The 19,399-nt window shown below is 71.7% G+C and carries 17 protein-coding genes; 1 reads left to right on the top strand and 16 read right to left on the bottom strand.

Translation table 11 applies throughout. From position 1 onward, the window contains the following. Positions 1–20: 20 nt before the first annotated feature. The 14 genes from ACFVDP_RS21900 to ACFVDP_RS21835 form a co-directional block, all read right to left on the bottom strand. Positions 21–1,631 (bottom strand): dipeptide ABC transporter ATP-binding protein, encoded by a 1,611-nt coding sequence (locus tag ACFVDP_RS21900; protein WP_383491894.1) that lies wholly within the window; start codon positions 1,629–1,631, stop codon positions 21–23. Then, positions 1,628–2,617 (bottom strand): ABC transporter permease, encoded by a 990-nt coding sequence (locus tag ACFVDP_RS21895; protein WP_383491892.1) that lies wholly within the window; start codon positions 2,615–2,617, stop codon positions 1,628–1,630. The genes ACFVDP_RS21900 and ACFVDP_RS21895 overlap by 4 nt, the downstream gene beginning before the upstream one ends. Next, the gene (locus tag ACFVDP_RS21890; RefSeq protein WP_383491890.1) at positions 2,614–3,612 is read right to left on the bottom strand and encodes an ABC transporter permease; all 999 of its coding nucleotides are present in this window, start codon (positions 3,610–3,612) and stop codon (positions 2,614–2,616) included. Before ACFVDP_RS21890 ends, ACFVDP_RS21895 begins: the two co-directional genes overlap by 4 nt. A 2-nt stretch (positions 3,613–3,614) precedes the next feature. Further along, positions 3,615–5,342: an ABC transporter substrate-binding protein gene (locus ACFVDP_RS21885; protein WP_383491888.1), complete on the bottom strand. Its 1,728-nt coding sequence runs from the start codon at positions 5,340–5,342 to the stop codon at positions 3,615–3,617. 154 nt (positions 5,343–5,496) lie between these two features. After that, positions 5,497–5,592, bottom strand: a complete 96-nt coding sequence (locus tag ACFVDP_RS21880) for an Ms4533A family Cys-rich leader peptide (protein WP_383491886.1) — start codon at positions 5,590–5,592, stop codon at positions 5,497–5,499. A 267-nt stretch (positions 5,593–5,859) separates the two neighbouring features. Then, positions 5,860–7,380 carry an NCS1 family nucleobase:cation symporter-1 gene (locus tag ACFVDP_RS21875; RefSeq protein ID WP_383491884.1) on the bottom strand — a complete coding sequence of 507 codons (1,521 nt, stop codon included), beginning with the start codon at positions 7,378–7,380 and terminating at the stop codon, positions 5,860–5,862. Between the two features lie 126 nt (positions 7,381–7,506). Further along, complete coding sequence (locus ACFVDP_RS21870; RefSeq protein ID WP_383491883.1) at positions 7,507–8,529, bottom strand: TIGR03842 family LLM class F420-dependent oxidoreductase; 1,023 nt, start codon at positions 8,527–8,529, stop codon at positions 7,507–7,509. Positions 8,530–8,548: 19 nt separating this feature from the next. Further along, complete coding sequence (hydA, locus tag ACFVDP_RS21865) at positions 8,549–9,955, bottom strand: dihydropyrimidinase (protein ID WP_383491881.1); 1,407 nt, start codon at positions 9,953–9,955, stop codon at positions 8,549–8,551. A gap of 28 nt (positions 9,956–9,983) precedes the next feature. Beyond that, complete coding sequence (locus ACFVDP_RS21860; protein WP_361553461.1) at positions 9,984–10,826, bottom strand: nitrilase-related carbon-nitrogen hydrolase; 843 nt, start codon at positions 10,824–10,826, stop codon at positions 9,984–9,986. 121 nt (positions 10,827–10,947) lie between these two features. Beyond that, positions 10,948–12,504 (bottom strand): PucR family transcriptional regulator, encoded by a 1,557-nt coding sequence (locus tag ACFVDP_RS21855; protein WP_383491879.1) that lies wholly within the window; start codon positions 12,502–12,504, stop codon positions 10,948–10,950. 102 nt (positions 12,505–12,606) lie between these two features. Continuing rightward, the gene (locus ACFVDP_RS21850; protein WP_383491878.1) at positions 12,607–13,899 is read right to left on the bottom strand and encodes an aspartate aminotransferase family protein; all 1,293 of its coding nucleotides are present in this window, start codon (positions 13,897–13,899) and stop codon (positions 12,607–12,609) included. A gap of 54 nt (positions 13,900–13,953) precedes the next feature. After that, on the bottom strand, positions 13,954–14,796 hold the full coding sequence (locus ACFVDP_RS21845; protein ID WP_383491876.1) for a nitrilase-related carbon-nitrogen hydrolase: 843 nt from the start codon (positions 14,794–14,796) through the stop codon (positions 13,954–13,956). 158 nt (positions 14,797–14,954) lie between these two features. Continuing rightward, complete coding sequence (locus ACFVDP_RS21840) at positions 14,955–16,274, bottom strand: hypothetical protein (protein WP_383491874.1); 1,320 nt, start codon at positions 16,272–16,274, stop codon at positions 14,955–14,957. 87 nt (positions 16,275–16,361) lie between these two features. Continuing rightward, the gene (locus ACFVDP_RS21835; RefSeq protein ID WP_383491872.1) at positions 16,362–16,613 is read right to left on the bottom strand and encodes a helix-turn-helix domain-containing protein; all 252 of its coding nucleotides are present in this window, start codon (positions 16,611–16,613) and stop codon (positions 16,362–16,364) included. 101 nt (positions 16,614–16,714) lie between these two features. On the opposite strand from ACFVDP_RS21835, the gene map reads away from it, so the two are divergent. Further along, positions 16,715–17,482: a type I methionyl aminopeptidase gene (map, locus tag ACFVDP_RS21830; protein WP_383491870.1), complete on the top strand. Its 768-nt coding sequence runs from the start codon at positions 16,715–16,717 to the stop codon at positions 17,480–17,482. 27 nt (positions 17,483–17,509) lie between these two features. Here the strand turns inward: map and ACFVDP_RS21825 are convergent, their stop codons facing one another. Further along, a complete protein-coding gene (locus ACFVDP_RS21825; RefSeq protein WP_383491868.1) occupies positions 17,510–18,172 on the bottom strand; it encodes a response regulator in 663 nt (220 codons plus the stop codon). Further along, positions 18,169–19,320 (bottom strand): sensor histidine kinase, encoded by a 1,152-nt coding sequence (locus tag ACFVDP_RS21820; RefSeq protein ID WP_383491866.1) that lies wholly within the window; start codon positions 19,318–19,320, stop codon positions 18,169–18,171. The genes ACFVDP_RS21825 and ACFVDP_RS21820 overlap by 4 nt, the downstream gene beginning before the upstream one ends. Positions 19,321–19,399 lie beyond the last annotated feature (79 nt).

Here is a 19,399-nt window from a genome sequence, read left to right as displayed (position 1 = left end):
CGTCCGGGTGCCGCGCCGTCTCAGACCGCCTCCAGCTCCGCGCGCACCGTCCGTCGCGCGGCGGCCCGGTCGGGGTCGAGCGCGGGGACGGCCGCGAGGAGGGTCTTGGTGTACGTGTCCCGGGGGTGGGCGTAGACCTGCTCCACCGGTCCCTCCTCGACGATCCGGCCCCGGCGCATCACGGCGACCCGGTCGCTGACCTGCCGTACGACGGCGAGGTCGTGCGCGATGAAGACGAGGGCAAGACCGAGCTCCCGCTGCAACTGCGCCAGCAGCGTAGTGACTTGGGCCTGGGTGGTCACGTCGAGGGCGGACACGGCCTCGTCGCAGACGATGAGGTCCGGCTCGGCGGCGAGCGCGCGGGCGATGCCGACGCGCTGGCGCTGCCCGCCGCTGAACTCGTGCGGGTAGCGGTCGTAGTGGCCGGGGTCGAGACCGACCCGGCGCAGCAGATCGGCCACCCGGGCCCGGATCGCCGTCTCGTCGCGCTGTCCGCCCGCCCGGAGCGGGTCGGCGACCGACTCGCCGATCGAGCGGCGCGGGTTGAGCGAGGAGACGGGGTCCTGGAAGACCATCTGGACCTTGGCGCGGCGGGTGAGGTCGCCGGAGGTGGGGTCGAGCAGTCCGACGAGGATCCGGCCGAGGGTGGTCTTGCCGCTGCCGCTCTCCCCGACGATGCCGAGCGTCTCGCCGCGGTGGACGCTGAGCGAGACTCCGTCGACGGCGGCGTGGGCGGACCTGCCCTTGCCGAACACCTGCCGGATGCCGGTCGCTTCGACGAGCGGCTGCCCCTTGTCCCCGAGCGGCTCCCCCGTGTCGCCGGATGACGCCGGCCGCTCGTCCCGCAGCGCGTCGCCGTCGGGGATCCGCGGGACCGCCGACAGCAGTGCCCGGGTGTACGGCTCGCGCGGGGAGCCGAGGATCTCGCGCACCGGTCCCCGCTCGACCGCCCGCCCCGCCTGCATGACGAGCACGTCGTCGACCGACTCGGCGGCGACCCCCACGTCGTGCGTGACCAGGAGCAGGCCCATGCCGGTCTCCTGGCGCAGCTGGTGCAGCAGGTCCAGGATCTGGGCCTGGACGGTGACGTCGAGGGCGGTCGTCGGTTCGTCGGCGATGAGCAGCTGGGGTTCGCAGGCGAGGGCCATCGCGATCAGGGCCCGCTGCCGCATGCCGCCGGAGAACTCGTGCGGCCTGGACCGGGCGCGGCGCGCCGCGTCGGGGATCCGCACCCGGTCGAGGACCTCCACGGCCCGGGCCCGTGCCGCCCGCCGGGAGACCCGGTGGTGGACCCGGTACACCTGGGCGATCTGGTCGCCGACCGCGTAGTACGGGTCCAGTGAGGACAGCGGGTCCTGGAAGACCATCGCGGCCGTGGCGCCCCGCAGGGCCCGTAGCCGCGTGTCGTCGGCGGCGTTGACGTCGACACCGGCGACCTCGACGGACCCGGTGACCCGGGCGCCGGTCCCCCGGTGCAGGCCCAGCAGGGCGTACGCCGATGCGCTCTTCCCGGAGCCCGACTCGCCGACGACCGCGAGTGCGCCGCCGGCTTCGAGGGAGAACGACAGGTGGTCCACGGCCCGTACGTCGCCGAAGGAGATGGAGAGGTCGGTGACTGAGACGAGGCTCATGCGAGCACCACCCGTCGGTCGGCCAGCGCCTGGAGGACATCGGCGACGGCGTTGGCGAGGACGACGAAGAATCCGGTGACGAGCACCAGACCGACGACGACCGGAAGGTCCACGGTCTTGACGGCGTCGACGAGTTCCCGGCAGATCCCCGGGATCCCGAAGAGGGACTCGGTGAGGACGGCGCCGCCGAACATCGCGCCGACGTCGAGGGCGCCGAGCGCGATCACCGGGGCGAGCGCGCCGCGCAGCGCGTGCCGGCGGACCAGCGTCCGTTCACCGACGCCGTACGCGCGGAAGGTACGCACATGGTCCTCGGCGAGGGTCTCCAGCATCGCGGCGCGCGTCATGCGGGCGTACGGGGCCGCGGAGACCAGCGCCAGCGAGACCCAGGGCAGCAGCAGGTTCCAGGCCCACTGTTCGGGGTCGTCGGTGAACGGCACGTAGTCCGGGAAAGGCAGGATCTGCAGGGCCGTGACCAGGACGATGATGAGCAGCAGGCCGATGACGAAGACCGGGGTGGCCATGCCGGCCAGGGTGATCCAGGTGAGGATCCGCTCGGCCGGGCGGCCGCGCCGCCACACCGAGAGGATGCCGGTGCCGACGCCGAGCAGGATCCACAGCACGGCGCCGCCGAGGACGAGCGAGGCGGTGGCGGGGAGCTTGGCGAGGATCAGCTCGGTGACCTGCTGGTCGCTCTGGTACGACAGGCCGAGGCACGGCGCCTGGCAGTGCAGCACACCGGTGCCGGTCGAGTAGTCGCGGCCCGCGAACAGCGCCTCCACGAAGTGCGCGTACTGGAGGTACAGCGGGTCGCCGAGGTGCAACTGCGCGCTGACCTGCGCCACTTGGGCGGGTGAGCAGCGCGGTCCGCAGGCGATCTGGGCGACGTCGCCCGGGGCCACGTAGAAGGCCGCGTAGACGACGACGCTCAGCGCGAAGAGCACGAACACCGCGCCCGCCGCGCGCCGGATGAGGAATCCCGTCATGCCCGTGCCTCCTTCTTGCGGCCGGTGCCGATCCGCAGCCGGGACTTGGCGCGCGGGTCGAGCGCCGTGCGGACGCCCTCGCCGAGGACGGTCAGCGCGAGCACGGTCACGAAGAGCAGCACGGCGGGGATCAGCAGATAGGTGGGCGCGGCCTGGTACCAGGTGTCGGCGTCGCTGAGCATCTGTCCCCAGGACGGCGTGGGCGGTTTGATGCCGACGCCGAGGAACGACAGGGCGGCCTCGACGACGATGTTCGACGGGAAGAGCAGGACCGCGTACGTGATGACGGGCGCGCCGAGCGCGGGCAGCAGTTCGCGCCGGGCGATCTGCCAGGAGTTCCAGCCGCTGAGCCGCGCGGCGGCGACGTGGTCGCGGGACTTGAGGGACAGCGTCTGCGCCCGGACGATCTTGGAGATGCCGGACCAGCCGATGAGCCCGACGACCACGGCGATCAGCACGGGGCGCGGGAAGGCGGCGGGAACGACGGCGAGCGCGCCGAGTGCGATGACCATGACGGGCAGCGCGACCACGACGTCGGTGACGCGGCTGAGGGCCTGGTCGACGTACCGGTTGCCGAGCCCGGCCGCGAGGCCGATGCCGGTGCCGATGGCGACCTGGAGCAGGGTCGCGGCGAGCGCGACGCCGAGCGAGACCCGGGCCCCGTACACGACGCGGGCGAACAGGTCGCGTCCGGTGAGGGGTTCGACGCCGAGCCAGTGGTCGCCGCTGATCCCGCCGAACGATCCGATCGGCACGCCGCCGGTGGCGGAGTCGACGAGGGCGGGGTGGAACGTGGTCGGGTTCTGCCCTTCGAGGGCGCTGAGCAGCGGCGCGGCGAGCGCAATGACGACGAGGAGGGCGACGATCGCGGCGGCGACGAGGGCGGCGCGGTCGGCGCGCAGCCGCCGCCAGAAGGGACGGCCCCCGGGGGCGGGGGCGTCAACCGCCCCCGCCCCCTCGGACGTGTCCACTTCCGTGAGAAGTGCTTCGGCCATGGCTACTTGACCGCTGCCTGCGAGATGTCGAGCACACCGGTCCAGTCGCTGATGACGACGTTCTTGACGGCCGAGCCGTACAGGCGCTTGTAGACCGGGTGGAACAGCGGCACGGTCAGGGCCTGCTCACCGACCTTCTTGTCGAGCGCACCCCAGCGCTGGGCGGCGGCCTTCAGGTCGGTCAGCTGGTTGATCTCGTCGATCTCCTTGTTGACCGAGGAGTCGTTCAGCTGGGCGGAGTTGAAGTTGTAGCCGTTCTTGACGATCTGCCGCCCGTCGAAGATCGGCGCGAAGAACGGGCCGCCGGACGGCCAGTCGGCTCCCCAGGCGCTGAGGAAGAAGCCGGGCTCCTTCTTCACGTTGTAGATCGTGTCGGAGTAGTCGGTGTCCTCCAGGCCCTGCAGCTTGACGGTGATGCCCGCCTTCTTCAGCGCCTCCTGGACGGCGGTGGCGATCTCCGGGCTGGTGGAGAAGTTCTTGGCGTTGGAGTGCGTGAGGGTGACGGTCAGGCCCTTCGGGTAACCGGCTTCCTTCAGCAGTTGCCTGGCCTTGGCTGCGTTGCCCGTCTTCCCGGCCGGGAAGTGGTCGTAGGCCGTGTACCCGAAGGACTTCTGGTCGGGCAGGAAGGTGGTGGCGGGCTCGGCGAGGGACGAGCCGCCGGCCGCGTTCACCACGGACGACCGGTCGATCGCGTACGCGACGGCCTGCCGCACCTTCGGGTTGTCGAACGGCTTCACCTTCGGGTTGAAGGCGAGGTAGTTGGTGTAGCCGAAGTGGCCGGTGCCGACGCGGGCGGCGAGGTCCTTGTCGCCGCTGACCTTGGCGAGTTCGGCGGGCCCGAGGTTGGTGTCGGTGGTGACGGCGGCGGCGTCGGCACCGCGCGAGGCGGAGAGCCGCTGGTTGATGACGGCGGAGTCGAGACCGGAGCGGACGTCGATCGTGTCGGGGTAGGCCTTGCGCTCCTCGTCGGTGGCGGCCGACCAGTACGTGTTGCGCTCCAGGACGAGCCGCTCGCCGTCGCCCTCGTTCTTGACGACCTTGTACGGGCCCGAGGAGACGGGGTGCTCCTCGTACTTGGTGCCGGTGTCCTTGGCCTTGGGGACCGGGGTCGTCTGGGTCTGCGTGGCGAGGTAGGGGAACTCGCCCTCGGACTTGTTCAGATGGAAGACGATCGTCTTCTCGTCGGGCGTCCCGATCGAGTCGAGGCCCTTCTTGTCCTTGTACGGGCCCTCGTAGTCGGCGCCGCCGATCAGCCAGTCCCGCAGGTAGGGCGCGCCGCCGGACAGCTCGGCGGCGAAGGATCTTTCGATGCCGTACTTGATGTCGGCACTGGTGATCTTCGTGCCGTCCTCGTACTTCAGCCCGTCCTTGAGGTGGTACGTCCACACGGTGGCGTTCTTGCTGGGCGTGCCCAGGTCGGTCGCCAGGTCGGGCACGACCTTGGCGCCGGCCGCGCCGTCCTCGCGGTTGCGCGTGGTGAGCGTACGGAAGACGAGGGAGGGGACGTTGCCGCCGCCCGAGGTGTAGAGCCGCGCGGGGTCGAAGTCCTCCTGCGGAGTGCTGTTGAGGACGGTGAGCGTGCCGCCCTTCTTGGGCGTCCCGGCCGCGCCGGAGCCGCCTCCCTTGTCGGCCTTGCTGTCCTGGGGACCGCAAGCGGCGGCGCCCACGGCGAGCAGGGACACGGCCAGGGCCGCGGTGAGACGGCGCGACATGACGGACGGTTGACGCATGGGAGGTGACCTCTCGAAGTGCTGCATGCGGGGACGTTGCGCGCAGGCGGCGGCGAGAGCGATCACACAGGGACGGCCGGACAGAGTGGATCCGCCGACCGGGATGAGGGAAGCTGCCGCGCCTGCGAGGAGATTTCGCGCGCTCGGGCGAGCGTCAGCAACAGTGAACGTCGGAGACGCAGTGCGAGGTCACACCGATGAGAGCCAGCTCAATGGCGGCTTGCTCAAGGGTGACGGCGCTGCGTGACATGCCGAGGAATATGACCCAGCGCCCCGGAGGAAGTCAACAAGAATCGGGACGCGGATCTCAGATATCGGACAGTGCGCGCGGTCGGGCGTCTGTCCGACGGCGGCCGTCCGCGCCGGGCACGCGGAGCGCGGGAGGCCCGTACCGGCCTCCCGCGCTCCGTCAAATTGCCTGCGGCGCACAGGTTTTGGGCCCTCTGCGCGGCCCGCCCGACGACACCGGTCCGACTCCCCCGCGACCGCGACGGGGCCAGGCCGGTTGTGCGTCAGGTCACACCCGGGCGGCCCGCTGCGGCGCTCCGGCCATCAGCGCGAGGTAGACGATCAGCGACGCCCCGAGCCCCACGGCCCACCCGTAGTCGGCGAGCGGTTTGAGGAACGGGATGATGCCGTCGACCGGGAACGGCCCGGCCTTGTTCCCCTGCGCGTCCAGCGTCGAGTACGACCCGCCGACGGCCAGCACACCGCCCACCGCGAAGGCGACGACGGCCCGCCAGTTCCAGCCGCCGGAGTACCAGTACCGGCCGCCCTCCACATACAGGTCGTGCAGGTGCAGCACGGTCCTGCGCACGATCCAGTAGTCCGCGATGAGGATGCCCGCGACCGTCCCGAGCAGCCCGCCGACCACGCCGAGCCAGGTGAAGATGTACAGCTCGGGCGTCGAGGTCAGCTTCCACGGCATCACCAGCACACCCACGATGCCGGTGATGATCGCGCCCGTACGGAAGTTGATGACCTTCGGCGCGAGGTTCGCGAGGTCGTACGCGGGCGAGACGACGTTCGCGGCGATATTGACCGAGATCGTCGCCACGAAGACCGTGATGAGCGCGAACAGCAGCCCGAAGACGTTGTCGGTCTTGCCGGCCAGCTCGACCGGGTCCCAGATGGCGACGCCGTACACCTTCTCGGAACCGGCCGTCACCAGCACCGACATCAGCGCGAAGAGGGTCATGGTCGTGGGAAGACCCAGCGTCTGCCCGAGGACCTGCGCTCTCTGCCCCTTCCCGAACCGCGTGAAGTCGGGGATGTTCAGCGACAGCGTGGACCAGAAGCCGATCATGCCCATCAGGCCGGGGAAGAAGACCTTCCAGAAGTCCGGGCCCCAGCCGACCTTCGACGGCTCGTGCAGCAGCGGACCGAACCCGCCCGCCTTGTTCGCGATCCAGATCAGCAGCACCAGCGCGCCGACGAGGACGAACGGCGCCGCCCAGTTCTCGAAGCGGCGCAGGGTGTCCATCCCCCGGTAGATGATGGCCAGTTCGAGGACCCAGAAGATGACGAAGCACAGCCACAGCGTCCACGGGTAGCCGCCGATCTTCCCCGCGTCCGCCCAGCCGCCGAACAGCTTGCCGAGGAGCACGAAGATGCCCTGGCCGCCGATCCACGTCTGGATGCCGAACCAGCAGCAGGCCACCGCCGCCCGCACCATGGCCGGCAGATTCGCGCCCCGCACCCCGAACGACGCCCGCGCGAGCACCGGGAAGGGGATGCCGTACTTGGGCCCCGCGTGCCCGGTCAGCAGCATCGGCAGCAGCACGATGACGTTGGCGAGCGCGATGGTCAGCACCGCCTGCTTCCAGTCCATGCCGAGCGCCACCAGGCCCGAGGCGAGCGTCCAGGACGGGATGCAGTGGGCCATGCCGATCCACAGGGCCACGAAGTTGTACGTCGTCCAGCGGCGCTCGGCGAGCGGCACCGGGCGCAGATCGTCGTTGGCGTACCGGCTGCCGACCGGATAGGCGTCGGCGGACAGTTCCACCGCGGGCTGCGGTGGTGGGGCTATGTCGGTCATGAGGCAGTCCGTTCTAGGGAGGTGAACGAGGGGTTGCGGCCGTGCGGAAGCCGTGAACTGCCGTGCTGTGTGGGGAGGTTGCGGCACAAGCCGGTCGTGCGCGTGGGGGTAAGGGAACGTGGGCTGTCATGCGGTCAGCGTGGGGATGATGTCCTGCCCGTACGCGTCGATCGCCTGCTCCTTCGCGTCGTGCATCGCGTACAGCGCGAACTGGTCGACGCCCAGTTCCCGCAGCGCGCGCAGCTTCTCGATGTGCGCGGACACCGGTCCGATCAGACAGAACCGGTCGACGATCTCGTCCGGCACGAACTGGGTGTCGGGGTTGCCGGAGCGCCCGTGGTGCGCGTAGTCGTAGCCCTCGCGGGCCTTGATGTACTCCGTCAGCTCGTCCGGCACCATGCCGGAGTGCGCGCCGTACTTGGAGACCAGGTCGGCGACGTGGTTGCCGACCATGCCGCCGAACCAGCGGCACTGCTCGCGGGCGTGGGCGAGGGCCTCGGGCGAGTCGTCGTCGGTGACGTAGGCGGGCGCCGCCACACAGATCTTGACGTCCGCCGGGTCGCGCCCCGCGGCGACCGCCGCGTCCCGCACCGCTTTCACCATCCACTCCGTGAGGAACGGGTCGGCGAGTTGCAGGATGAAGCCGTCGGCCTCCTCGCCGGTCATCTTCAGCGCCTTCGGCCCGTACGCGGCCATCCACACGGGTAGTTCGGCGCCGGGGCGCACCCACGGGAACTGCACGACGGAGCCGCCGCCGAGGTCGGCCTCGTCGCCCCGGGCGAGCGCGCGGATCACCTTCATCGCGCCGCTGATCCGCGCGAGGGTGTTCGGGGTGCGGCCCGCGACGCGCATCGCGGAGTCGCCGCGCCCGATGCCGCACACCGTCCGGTTGCCGTACATGTCGTTGAGGGTCGCGAACGTGGAGGCCGTGACCTCCCAGGTGCGGGTGCCCGGGTTGGTCACCATCGGGCCGACGATCAGCCGCTGCGTCTCGGCGAGGATCCGGCTGTAGATGACGAACGGCTCCTGCCAGAGCACGCACGAGTCGAACGTCCACCCGTACGTGAACCCGGCGCCCTCCGCCCGCTTCATCAGCTCCACCACCCCGGAGGCCGGCGGGTCGGTCTGCAGAACGAGTCCGAAGTCCATGATGTGATCCCTCACTTGCTCAGTTCAGGTACTGACAGGTGGAGCGCGGGGTGTACGTGCCGTGTCCGGCGCGGCCCGTGAACTCCCGCTCCGTGATGACGGGTTCGCCGCGCGAGAGGACCGTCTCCACGCGGCCGGTCAGCCGCTTGCCCTCGTACGCGGAGTAGTCGACGTTCATGTGGTGCGTCTCGGCGCTGACCGTCTGCTCGGCGTGCGGGTCGTAGATGACGATGTCGGCGTCCGCGCCCGGCGCGATGGTGCCCTTCTTCGGGTACAGGCCGAACATCCGGGCCGGTGTGGCGCAGGCGATCTCGATCCAGCGGCGGCGCGAGATGTGCCCGTCGACGACCGCCTGGTGCAGCAGGTCCATCCGGTTCTCGACGCCCGGCATGCCGTTCGGGATCTTCGAGAAGTCGCCGCGGCCCAGCTCCTTCTGGCCGGTGAAGCAGAACGGGCAGTGGTCGGTGGACACCACCTGGAGGTCGTTGGTGCGCAGGCCGCGCCAGAGCGCCGCCTGGTGGTCCTTGGGCCGCAACGGGGTGCTGCACACGTACTTGGCGCCCTCGAAGTCGGGCTCGGCGAGATTGTCGGTGGACAGGAACAGGTACTGCGGACAGGTCTCGCCGAAGACGTTCAGGCCCTCGTCGCGGGCGCGCGCCAGCTCGGCGAGCGCTTCCTGCGCCGAGACGTGGACGACGTACAGCGGTGCCCCCGCCACCTGCGCCAGCTTGATCGCGCGGTGCGTCGCCTCGGCCTCCAGGAGCGCCTTCCTGACCTCGCCGTGGAAGCGCGGGTCGGTCTCGCCGCGGGCGAGGGCCTGCTCGACGAGGACGTCGATCGCGATGCCGTTCTCGGCGTGCATCATGATCAGCCCGCCGTTCTCGCCCGCGCGCTGCATGGCCCGCAGGATCTGGCCGTCGTCGCTGTAGAAGACGCCCGGGTAGGCCATGAACTGCTTGAAGGAGGTGACGCCCTCCCCCACCAGCAGGTCCATCTCCTTCAGCGTGTCGTCGTTCACGTCGGAGACGATCATGTGGAAGCCGTAGTCGACGGCGCACTGGCCGTCGGCCTTCGCGTACCAGCTGTCGAGGCCCTCGCGCAGGCTGCGGCCCTTGGACTGGATCGCGAAGTCGACGATGGTGGTGGTGCCGCCCCAGGCGGCGGCCCGCGTCCCCGTCTCGAAGGTGTCCGCGGCGAACGTGCCGCCGAACGGCATCTCCATGTGGGTGTGCGCGTCGACGCCGCCCGGGATGACGTATTTCTGGCTCGCGTCGATGGTGCGCGCGTCCGTCCAGGACGCGGCGGTGTCGCTGCCGCTGGCCGCGAGGGCCACGACGCGGCCGTCCTCGACGAGGACGTCGGCGTGCATCTCGTCGGCGGCGGTGACGACGAGACCACCGCGGATGACGGTACGGACGGCGCTCATGCTCTCCTCCAGGGACGTGCGGGAACTGCTACGGGCGGGTCAGGGGCTCGTACGCCTGCGGGGCGCGGTCCCGGTAGAACTGCCAGCGGTCGCGGACCTCGCGGAGCTTGGCGATGTCGAGGTCGCGGACGACGAGTTCGGGCGCCTTGTCGTCGGCGACCTCACCGACGAACTGGCCCTCGGGGTCGACGAAGTAGGACGTTCCGTAGAAGTCGTTGTCGCCGTACTCCTCGACGCCCACACGGTTGATGGCGCCGACGAAGTACTCGTTGGCGACGGCCGCCGCCGGCTGCTCCAGCTGCCACAGGTAGCGGGACAGGCCGCGCGAGGTGGCCGAGGGGTTGAAGACGATCTGGGCGCCTTCGAGGCCGAGCGCGCGCCAGCCCTCGGGGAAGTGCCGGTCGTAGCAGATGTAGACGCCGATCTTGCCGACGGCGGTGTCGAAGACGGGCCAGCCGCTGTTGCCCGGGCGGAAGTAGAACTTCTCCCAGAAGCCCTTCACCTGCGGGATGTGCGTCTTGCGGTACTTGCCGAGATAGCTGCCGTCGGCGTCGATGACGGCGGCGGTGTTGTAGAGGACACCCGGCTGCTCCTCCTCGTACATGGGCAGGACGAGGACGATGCCGTGCTCGCGGGCCAGCTCCTGGAAGCGGCGCACGATGGGCCCTTCGGGGATGGCCTCGGCGTAGGCGTAGAACTCGGGGTCCTGCACCTGGCAGAAGTACGGGCCGTAGAACAGTTCCTGGAAGCACAGGACCTGGGCGCCCTGCGCGGCGGCGTCACGAACGGCCTGCTCGTGCACCTTGATCATGGATTCCTTGTCGCCGGTCCATGCGGTCTGGAAGATCGCGGCGCGGATCACGGGGCTCATCAGGGCCTCCAGCGTGGCGGGGTGCTCGGTGGTGCTCGGTGTGCCCATGACGATAGGAAGCCGGGGCGCCGCCGCCGAGTTGCACCGTGTCACGTCCGCCGCCGCGTGTCGTTCCACCGTGTCACGCCTGCTGCGCGTCGTGCGCGAGGAGAGCGATGTGCACGGACGCGGCCTGCTCGAAGTCGTCGAGGTCGATGCCGAGGAGCGTCTCGATGGCTTCGAGACGGCGGTAGAGGGCGGGGCGGCTCATGTGGTGGAGCTGGGCGGTGCGGGACTTGTTGCGGCCGGTGGCGAGGTAGGTGCGCAGGACCGGCAGCAGGGCGTCGGTGTCGTCCGCGTACAGCAGGCCGTCCAGCTCCCGCTCCGCGAAGGACTGGACGCGCGGGTCGTCGCGCAGCAGCCGCACCAGACCGCGCAACCGTACGTCGCCGAGGCGGACGACGGCGGGCAGCCCGGACGACGCCGCCGCTCCGGCGACGGCGTCGGCGACGTGCAGTGCCTCCTGGAGGGCCGCCGGCACCTCGTCCCAGGTGGTGCGGTCGGGCCCGGCGGCGATCACGGCGGGCTCGCCGGTCTCGGCGTGCAGCCGGGCCGCGAAGTGGGCGGTGAGAGGCCCGGCGGCCTGGTCGCGGGCGAGGCTGAGGAGCACGGCCGTGGCGCCGTCGGCGAGTTCGGCCACCAGCGCGGGCAGGCCCAGCAGGCGTACCACGCGGTCGAGTTGGGCCGCCGTGCGGTCGCGGACGACGAGGGGGACGAAGGTGCGGCGGTTCACGGGGAGGCCCGCGGCCCTCGCGCGGGGCAGGAAGTGGCGGGCCGGGGCCGTGCCGGAGATCAGGTCGGCCAGCAGGCACTGCGCGGACTGCTCCTCCCAGGTCGCGCTGCCCGCACCGGAGAGCATGCGGTGCAGGACGAGGGCCTCGGCGGCGCGGTCGGCGAGGAGACGGCCGGTGGCGCCGTCGCCGCGGTAGCCGCACAGGACGACCGAGCCCCAGCGTTCGCCGCGCCCGCCGAGGTCGGCGCGGAGCCAGCCCTCGCCGTCGATCTCGCCGGGCCGCCGGGCGATCCGCTCCCAGTCGCGGAGCACGTCGTCGACGGCGGGCCGCTCCCCGGCGGTGGCGAGGACGCGGTGGGCGAGGTTGGTGACGAGCACCGGACAGGCGCTGTGCGCGGCGACCTCGTCGAGCAGGGCCTGGAGCGGGGCGCCCGCCGTGATGAGGCCGGTGAGGGCGGTGCGGATGCCCTCGGAGAGGCTGACGGCCGCGAACTTCCGCCGCACCAGACGGGATTGGACCTCCTCGGTGAGTTCCGCGAAGGGGAAGGGGCGGTGCAGGACGACCATGGGCAGGCCGTAGCGCTCGGCGGCGCGCCGCATGTCCTCGGGCGGTGACGGGAAGGCCCGGCCGAGTCCGAGGACCAGGGCCGAGGCCTCCGCGCGGTGCAGGGACTTGATGTACTCGGTCTGCGTGTGCGCGTCGCCCTTGAGGAGGACGCCGGTGGTGAGGATCATCTCGCCGCCGGTGAGCATGACGCCGACGTCGGCGGCCTCCGCCACGTGGACCCAGCGGACGGGGCGGTCGAGGTGGTCGGCTGCCGCGACCACCTCGGGTTCACCTGCCGCGATGCGTTCCAGGGCGAGTATCTGCCTTACGGACAGGGCGTGTTCGGTGGCGGTGGCCATCGGGGGCGCCTCCCTCCTTGTTGCTCGGCTGCTCGCCGTGGGGCTTCTCGTTCCGGCCGTCTGCGGCTTCGTCGTGGCTGGTCGCGCAGTTCCCCGCGCCCCTTACGGGGCGGCCCGCAGCGCCCCTTCCAGGATCGACGCGCCTTCCTCCGCCTCCGCCACCGTCAGGGTCATCGGGGGTGCGATGCGCAGGACGCTGGTGTTGTGGCCGCCGCCCTTGCCGATGAGGAGGCCCGCCTCGCGGCAGGACTCCAGGACCGCCGCGGCAGCCTCGGGGGACGCCTCGTCGGTGCCGGGCCGGGCCAGTTCGATGCCGATCATCAGGCCCCGGCCGCGGACGTCCCGTACGGCGGGGACGTGCGCCGCGATGGCGCGCAGCCGCTCGATGAGGAGGCCGCCGACCCGGCGTGCGTTGCCCTGGAGGTCGTGTTCCAGCAGGTAGGAGAGGTTGGCGAGGCCTGCGGCCATGGTGACCGGGGAGCCGCCGAAGGTGGAGATGGAGTTGGCGTCGAGGCAGTTCATGACGTCGGCGCGGGCGACGACACCGCCGATCGACATGCCGTTGCCGATGCCCTTGGCGAAGGTGAGCAGGTCGGGCGGGCCGGACTCGCCGTGCGCCTGCCAGCCCCAGAAGTGGTCGCCGGTGCGGCCCCAGCCGGTCTGCACCTCGTCGGAGATCCACAGGACGCCGTGCTCCCGCAGGACCTCGCGGAACCGGGCGTACAGGCCGTCGGGCGGGGACGTGAACCCGCCGACGCCCTGAACCGGCTCGGCGATCAGCGCCGCCACGTCGCCGCGGGTCTGGCCGAGCATGTCGCGCAGGTCGGCGACGCAGGCGTCGGTGAACTCGGCGTCGCTCAGGTGCGCGTACGGGCCGCGGCTGCGGACGCCCCCGTGGACGTAGAGGGTCTGGAGCGGGGACAGGCTCGTCGGCGACCAGCCCTTGTTGCCGGTGATGCCGATCGTCGAGAAGGAGCGGCCGTGGTAGCTGTTGCGCATCGCCAGGATCTGGTTCGAGCGGCGGTACGCGGTCGCGAGCATCAGGGCCGTGTCGTTGGCCTCCGTGCCGGACGTGGTGAAGAAGACGCGGGCGTCGGGGATGCCGGACAACTGGGCGATCCGCTCGGCGAGTTCGACCATCGGCCGGTTGAGGTAGAGGGTCGAGGAGTGGATGATCCGGGAGGCCTGCTCGGCGACCGCCTTCGTCACCTCGGGCAGCGCGTGCGCGGTCATCGTGGTGAGGATGCCGCCGAAGAAGTCGAGGTACTTGCGCCCCTCGGCGTCCCAGACGTGGCGGCCCTCGCCGTGCGTGATCTCGATCGGGTCGGCGTAGTAGAGGGCCAGCCAGTCCGGCAGGACGGCGCGATGGCGGGCGTGCAGGGAGGTGTTGTTCACGGGTGCGGCGTCCCTTCGTCGATCACGGCTCGGGCGGGTGCGCGGGAGTTCGGGTCACGGCTGAACGAGGCCTTCGTAGGCGTCGGGGCGGCGGTCTCGGTAGAACGCCCACTGCTGGCGCACCTCGTCGATGAGGCCGAGGTCCAGGTCGCGGACGAGGAGTTCCTCGGTCTTGTCGCTCGCAGCGTCACCGACGAGCTGTCCGCGCGGGTCGACGAAGTAGGAGGTGCCGTAGAAGTCGTTGTCGCCGTAACTCTCGACGCCGACGCGGTTGATGGCGGCGACGAAGTACTCGTTGGCGACGGCCGCGGCGGGCTGTTCCAGCTGCCACAGATAGGCGGAGAGTCCTCGTGAGGTGGCCGAGGGGTTGTAGACGAGCTGAGCGCCGTTGAGCCCCAACTGGCGCCAGCCCTCCGGGAAGTGGCGGTCGTAGCAGATGTACACGCCGACCCGGCCGACGGCGGTGTCGAAGACCGGCCAGCCCAGGTTCCCCGGCTTGAAGTAGTACTTCTCCCAGAAGCCCTTGACCTGCGGGATGTGGTGCTTGCGGTACTTGCCGAGGTATCGGCCGTCGGCGTCGATCACGGCGGCGGTGTTGAAGTAGAAGCCGGACTGCTCGACCTCGAAGACCGGGACCACGATCACCATGCCGGTCTCGCGGGCGAGTTCCCGCATCCGGGTCACGGTCGGACCGTCGGGGACGGGTTCGGCCCAGCGGTAGTGCTCCGCCTCCTGGACCTGGCAGAAGTAGGGGGCGTTGAAGACTTCCTGGAAACCGATGATCCCCGCGCCCTGCCGGGCCGCCTCGCGGGCGTGCTCCTCGTGTTTGGCGATCATGGATTCGGTGTCGCCCGTCCAGGTGGCCTGGACGAGTGCGGCGCGTACGACAGGGGCCATGAGCCGCTCCTTTGCCTGATCCTCTACGCCCGTAGACCGGGTCGTAGAGGGACGAACGTAAGCCCACCCGGAAGGCTTGCCAAGACCATCGTCGTTAACCCGCGGGATCGATCTCGTTTCTCAGCCGAGCGGGCCAGCGTTTCGCGGCTCGATCCGGCTCAGACGGCGTGTCCCGCCACGCGCAGCGCGTGCGCCACGTCGCGGCGGCGCTCGTCGGTGACGGCGCGGGCCGCGTCGAGGACCAGCGGGACGAGGCGGTCCGGGTCGCACAGGGCGCTGCGGGCCGCCTCCTCGGGGGTGCGGGTGCGCACATAGGCGTCGAGCAGGATGCGGGCCTCGCGGTGCCGTCCGTCGGCGTCGAGAGCGGCGACGGCCTCCCCGATCACCTCGGGCGGGCGGCCCACGCCCTGGCGCAGGACCTGGTGCCCGTCGGCGCCGCGGCCCGCCGCGGTGAGCGCGTCCGCGGCGTCGACCAGCCGGGCCGGGGGCAGCGACGCGGCCTCCCACAGCAGCGTGGCCCAGTCGGCGTCGAGCCCGGCCCGGTGCAGCGCGTCGGCGAGCAGCGGGAGCCGGGCCGCGGGCCAGTTCACGGCTTCCACGAGGAGGATGTGCGCCTCGCCGCTGCGCGCGGCGGCACGCAGCTTCAGCAGGGTGTCGACGGCGGCGGTGACGTCCCGGTGGGCGTCGGCGTCGAGGGGACGCGGGGTGCGGGCGGGCGCGGGTTCGTCCCGCGCTCCGGCGAAGCGGGCGCCGGTGGCCGCCGTAGGGGGCGCGAGCGGCGCGTCCTGGGCGGGGGCGGGCGCGTCCTCCGCCTCCACGTCCAGACCGGCGAACCGTGCGCTGCCCCGGGGGCGGCGCTTCTTGGCTTTGGCGGGCTTGGCTTCGGGGGGCTCGGCCTGGGCGGGCTCGGCGTCGTCGACGGGTGCGGGCGACGGCTCCGGCGGCGCCTGAGTGGGCTCACCTCGCTCCAACTCATCGACCCGGTAACGGAGTTCAGCGATGCGTGCCGTCGCGCGGTCGTGGTCGTCGCGGGCCCAGGCCAGGTCCCGGCGGGCGGACTCGGCCTGCTCGTAGGTGGTGGCGGTGTCGAGGCGGCGGCCCAGGTCGCGGCGGCGCTCGGTGGCGTGCCGCTGCTCGCGGGTCATGGCGTCGAGATGGGCGAGCAGCGCGTCGTGGCCGCCGGGGGCGGCGTCGTGGGCGTGCGCGGCGGCGCGGTGCAGGGCGCGGGCCCCGGCGGCCTCGTGGTCGGCGCGGTCCGTGCCGTACTGCGCGGCGAGGTCCTGGAGCAGCGCCTCGACCACGTCCCAGGGCGGCACCTCGGCCCCGTCGAGGCAGGCGCGCAGCCCCTCGGGGTCACGCTGCCAGAAGACGCCGAACCAGCCACCCCCCTGGTCGATCCGGGTCACGAGTCCGCGCAGGTACGCCGCGAACTCCGCGCACGGGTAAGCCAGTTGCCGTGCGTCCGTCGTATCCGTCACGTGCGCCCCGCCGATCGTCGCGCCCCCTGGAGCCTGTCGCTCCGGAAGGAAACACCCGGCGTGTTACGGGGCCGCTACGCGGACTTTTCAGACGAGCACCAGCGCGCAGCGCACCACCAGTTCGTCCATGGACAGACCCAGCTCGCGGGCGACGGCGGCGATGGTGAAGAACGCCGGGGTCGGCGCCCGGCCGGTCTCGATCTTGCGCAGCGTCTCGACGGAGACACCCGCACCGGCGGCGACCTCCGTCATGCTGCGCTCGCGCCGCGCCTCGCGCAGCAGCCGGCCGAGCCGCTCGCCGCGCTCGCGCTCTTCTGGGGTCAAGGGGGTTCGGACCATGCCACGAGCCTACCCGAGATCCGATTCCTATACCGGATTCCTATACCGGGTTTCTGTACCGGGTTTCCGTACCGGATAGAAATACCGGTATAGTAATTGGCATGGTGGAACTCAAGACAGACACACAGATGGACGCGATGCGTGAGGCGGGGCGCGTCGTGGCCCAGGCCCTGACCGCCGCGAAGGACCACGCCGCCGTGGGCGTGAGCCTGCTGGAGCTGGACGAGGTGGCGCGCGAGGTGCTGGACAAGGCCGGCGCGGGCTCGCCCTTCCTCGACTACCAGCCCTCCTTCGCGACCACCCCGTTCCCGGCGGTGATCTGCGCGTCCGTGAACGACGCGATCGTGCACGGCATCCCGACCGCCGACCGGCTGCGCGACGGCGACCTGGTCTCGATCGACTGCGGGGCACTCCTCGACGGCTGGGCGGGCGACTCCGCCATCAGCTTCGTCGTCGGCCGGGCCCGTCCGGAGGACCTGACGCTCATCGGGACCGCCGAGCGGGCGCTGGCCGCGGGCATCGAGGCGGCCGTCGTGGGGAACCGCATCGGCGACATCGCGCACGCCGTGGGCCGGGTCGGCCGCAGCGCCGGATACGGCATCCCGCAGGACTTCGGCGGGCACGGCATCGGCCGGCAGATGCACGAGGACCCGGGCGTGCCGAACGAGGGACGGCCGGGCCGCGGCATGCCGCTGCGCCACGGCATGGTCCTCGCGATCGAGCCGATGCTGATCGCCGGCGGCAAGGACGGCTACCACGAGGCGTCCGACGGCTGGACCCTGCGCACGAACGACGGCTCGCGCGCAGCCCACGCCGAGCACACGGTGGCGATCACCGAGTCGGGGCCGCGCATTCTGACGGCGCTCTAGGGCGCCTGTCCGGCCGCTGCCGTTCCCTCACCCGGACGGCGTCACCAGCCCCAACTCGTAGGCGATGATCACGAGTTGGACCCGGTCGCGGGCGTCCAGTTTGGTGAACAGGCGGGCCACGTGCGACTTGGTCGTGGCCACGCTGATGAAGAGTTCGTCGGCGATCTCCTGGTTCGAGCGGCCGAGCCCGACCAGGGTGAGCACCTCGCGCTCGCGCTCCGTGACCCCCTGGACGGAGCGCGGGGCGCGGGCGGCGACGGGCCCGGGGCGTCCCACGAAGTCCGCGATGAGCCGCCGGGTCACCCCGGGGGCGATGAGCGCGTCCCCGGCCGCCACCACGCGCACCGCCGCGAGGATCTCCTCCAGCTGCATGTCCTTGACCGCGAAGCCGCCGGCCCCGGCCCGCAGCGCCCCGTACACGTAGTCGTCCTCGTCGAAGGTGGTCAGGACGAGGACCCGGCTGCCGCTGTCACCGGCCATGATCCGCCGGGTCGCCTCGATGCCGTCCATGCCGGGCATCCGCAGGTCCATGACGACGACATCGGGCTTGAGCGTCGCGGCCAGTTCGACGGCCCGCGCGCCGTCGCCCGCCTCTCCGGCCACTTCCAGGTCGTCGGTCTCGCCGATCAGGACGCTCAGCCCGGAGCGGATCAGCGGCTGGTCGTCGACGAGGAGGACGGTCACGGTCATCGGTCCGCCCCCGGCAGCGGTATGCGCGCCGTCACCCGGAAGCCGCCCTCCGGCCCCGGCCCCGCGCCGAACTCGCCGTGCAGCAGGCTCACCCGCTCCCGCATTCCTGTGATCCCCATGCCGGGGACGGTAGCCGAGCCGCCCGTGCCCGCGTCGGTGATCTCCAGGACCAGTGCGTCGTCGCTCTGGCGGACGGCGACCCGGCAGACGTCGACGCCCGCGTGCTTGACGACGTTGGTGAGGGACTCCTGGACGATGCGGTAGGCGGCCAGCTCGATGTCCGGCGGCAGCGTCCGCCCGGTCCCCGCGCGGACGAGGTCGACACGGACCCCCGCGTCCCGGCCCGTGGCCGCGGCGAGCGCGTCGAGGTCCCCGAGCCCGGCGGCCGGGACGAGCGGCGCCGCGCCGTCCGGGTCGGTCGTGCGCAGCGCCACCAGCGTGCGGCGCAGGCCCGCGAGGGTCTCCCGGCTGGTGTCCTCGATCGCCGACAGGGCCTCGCGCGCCTCGCGGGGGCGGGTCTCGACGACCCGGGCCGCGACGCCCGACTGGATCGCGATGACGCCGATGCTGTGGGAGACCATGTCGTGCAACTCCCGCGCTATGCGCAGCCGTTCGGCGGTGACGGCCTCGGAGACGGCTTGCGTGCGCAGCGCGTCGGCGTGTGCGCGGCGCTCCCCCGCGAGCAGTCCGACCATGCAGGCGACGAGGAGCGCCAGCACGGCGACGACACCGGCGCCGATCATGTTCTCCGGGGCCACGAAGAAGCCGATGGCGAGCGCCTGCACGATGACGGAGAGGACGATCCCGCTGATCCACTGGCGGCGCCCGCGCACCGCCACCAGCCGGCCGAGGACGATGTCGGCCGCCAGGAACGCCAGGAGCGTCACGGCCCGCCCGTCCTCCCCGAACGGCCGCCCGGACTGCTGTGCGGCGGCCGCGACCGGCGGGGCGAGCAGCACGACGACGAGCCCGAGGAACGGGATGCGCCGGGCCACGCCCACCAGCAGCACTGCCGAGAGCGTCACACCCAGCGCCCGTACGGCGGGAGTCGTCCGTGAGGAGCCGACCGTCGCCAGTGCCACGGCGAGCGGGTACAGGGCGAGGCCGCACCAGGCGGCGACGCTGTGGGATCGGGAGGTCGCGTTCACACAGGTGAGCGTACGGAGACGGGACCGCACGGACATCGGCCCACGGGATGTATCCCGTGGGCCGATGTCCGCCGCGTCC

This window comes from Streptomyces sp. NPDC057694, from assembly GCF_042799415.1.
Classification (GTDB): domain Bacteria; phylum Actinomycetota; class Actinomycetes; order Streptomycetales; family Streptomycetaceae; genus Streptomyces.
This window is presented reverse-complemented; position numbering and strand designations above follow the sequence as displayed.

Bases quoted from the DNA above. Each gene is read 5' to 3' on its own strand.
- map (WP_383491870.1), top strand. From the start codon at position 16,715: ATGGTGGAACTCAAGACAGACACACAGATGGACGCGATGCGTGAGGCG.
- ACFVDP_RS21895 (WP_383491892.1), bottom strand. From the start codon at position 2,617: ATGACGGGATTCCTCATCCGGCGCGCGGCGGGCGCGGTGTTCGTGCTC.
- ACFVDP_RS21900 (WP_383491894.1), bottom strand. From the start codon at position 1,631: ATGAGCCTCGTCTCAGTCACCGACCTCTCCATCTCCTTCGGCGACGTA.
- ACFVDP_RS21890 (WP_383491890.1), bottom strand. From the start codon at position 3,612: ATGGCCGAAGCACTTCTCACGGAAGTGGACACGTCCGAGGGGGCGGGG.
- ACFVDP_RS21885 (WP_383491888.1), bottom strand. From the start codon at position 5,342: ATGCGTCAACCGTCCGTCATGTCGCGCCGTCTCACCGCGGCCCTGGCC.
- hydA (WP_383491881.1), bottom strand. From the start codon at position 9,955: ATGAGCGCCGTCCGTACCGTCATCCGCGGTGGTCTCGTCGTCACCGCC.
- ACFVDP_RS21875 (WP_383491884.1), bottom strand. From the start codon at position 7,380: ATGACCGACATAGCCCCACCACCGCAGCCCGCGGTGGAACTGTCCGCC.
- ACFVDP_RS21835 (WP_383491872.1), bottom strand. From the start codon at position 16,613: ATGGTCCGAACCCCCTTGACCCCAGAAGAGCGCGAGCGCGGCGAGCGG.
- ACFVDP_RS21845 (WP_383491876.1), bottom strand. From the start codon at position 14,796: ATGGCCCCTGTCGTACGCGCCGCACTCGTCCAGGCCACCTGGACGGGC.
- ACFVDP_RS21825 (WP_383491868.1), bottom strand. From the start codon at position 18,172: ATGACCGTGACCGTCCTCCTCGTCGACGACCAGCCGCTGATCCGCTCC.
- ACFVDP_RS21860 (WP_361553461.1), bottom strand. From the start codon at position 10,826: ATGAGCCCCGTGATCCGCGCCGCGATCTTCCAGACCGCATGGACCGGC.
- ACFVDP_RS21855 (WP_383491879.1), bottom strand. From the start codon at position 12,504: ATGGCCACCGCCACCGAACACGCCCTGTCCGTAAGGCAGATACTCGCC.
- ACFVDP_RS21880 (WP_383491886.1), bottom strand. From the start codon at position 5,592: ATGTCACGCAGCGCCGTCACCCTTGAGCAAGCCGCCATTGAGCTGGCT.
- ACFVDP_RS21870 (WP_383491883.1), bottom strand. From the start codon at position 8,529: ATGGACTTCGGACTCGTTCTGCAGACCGACCCGCCGGCCTCCGGGGTG.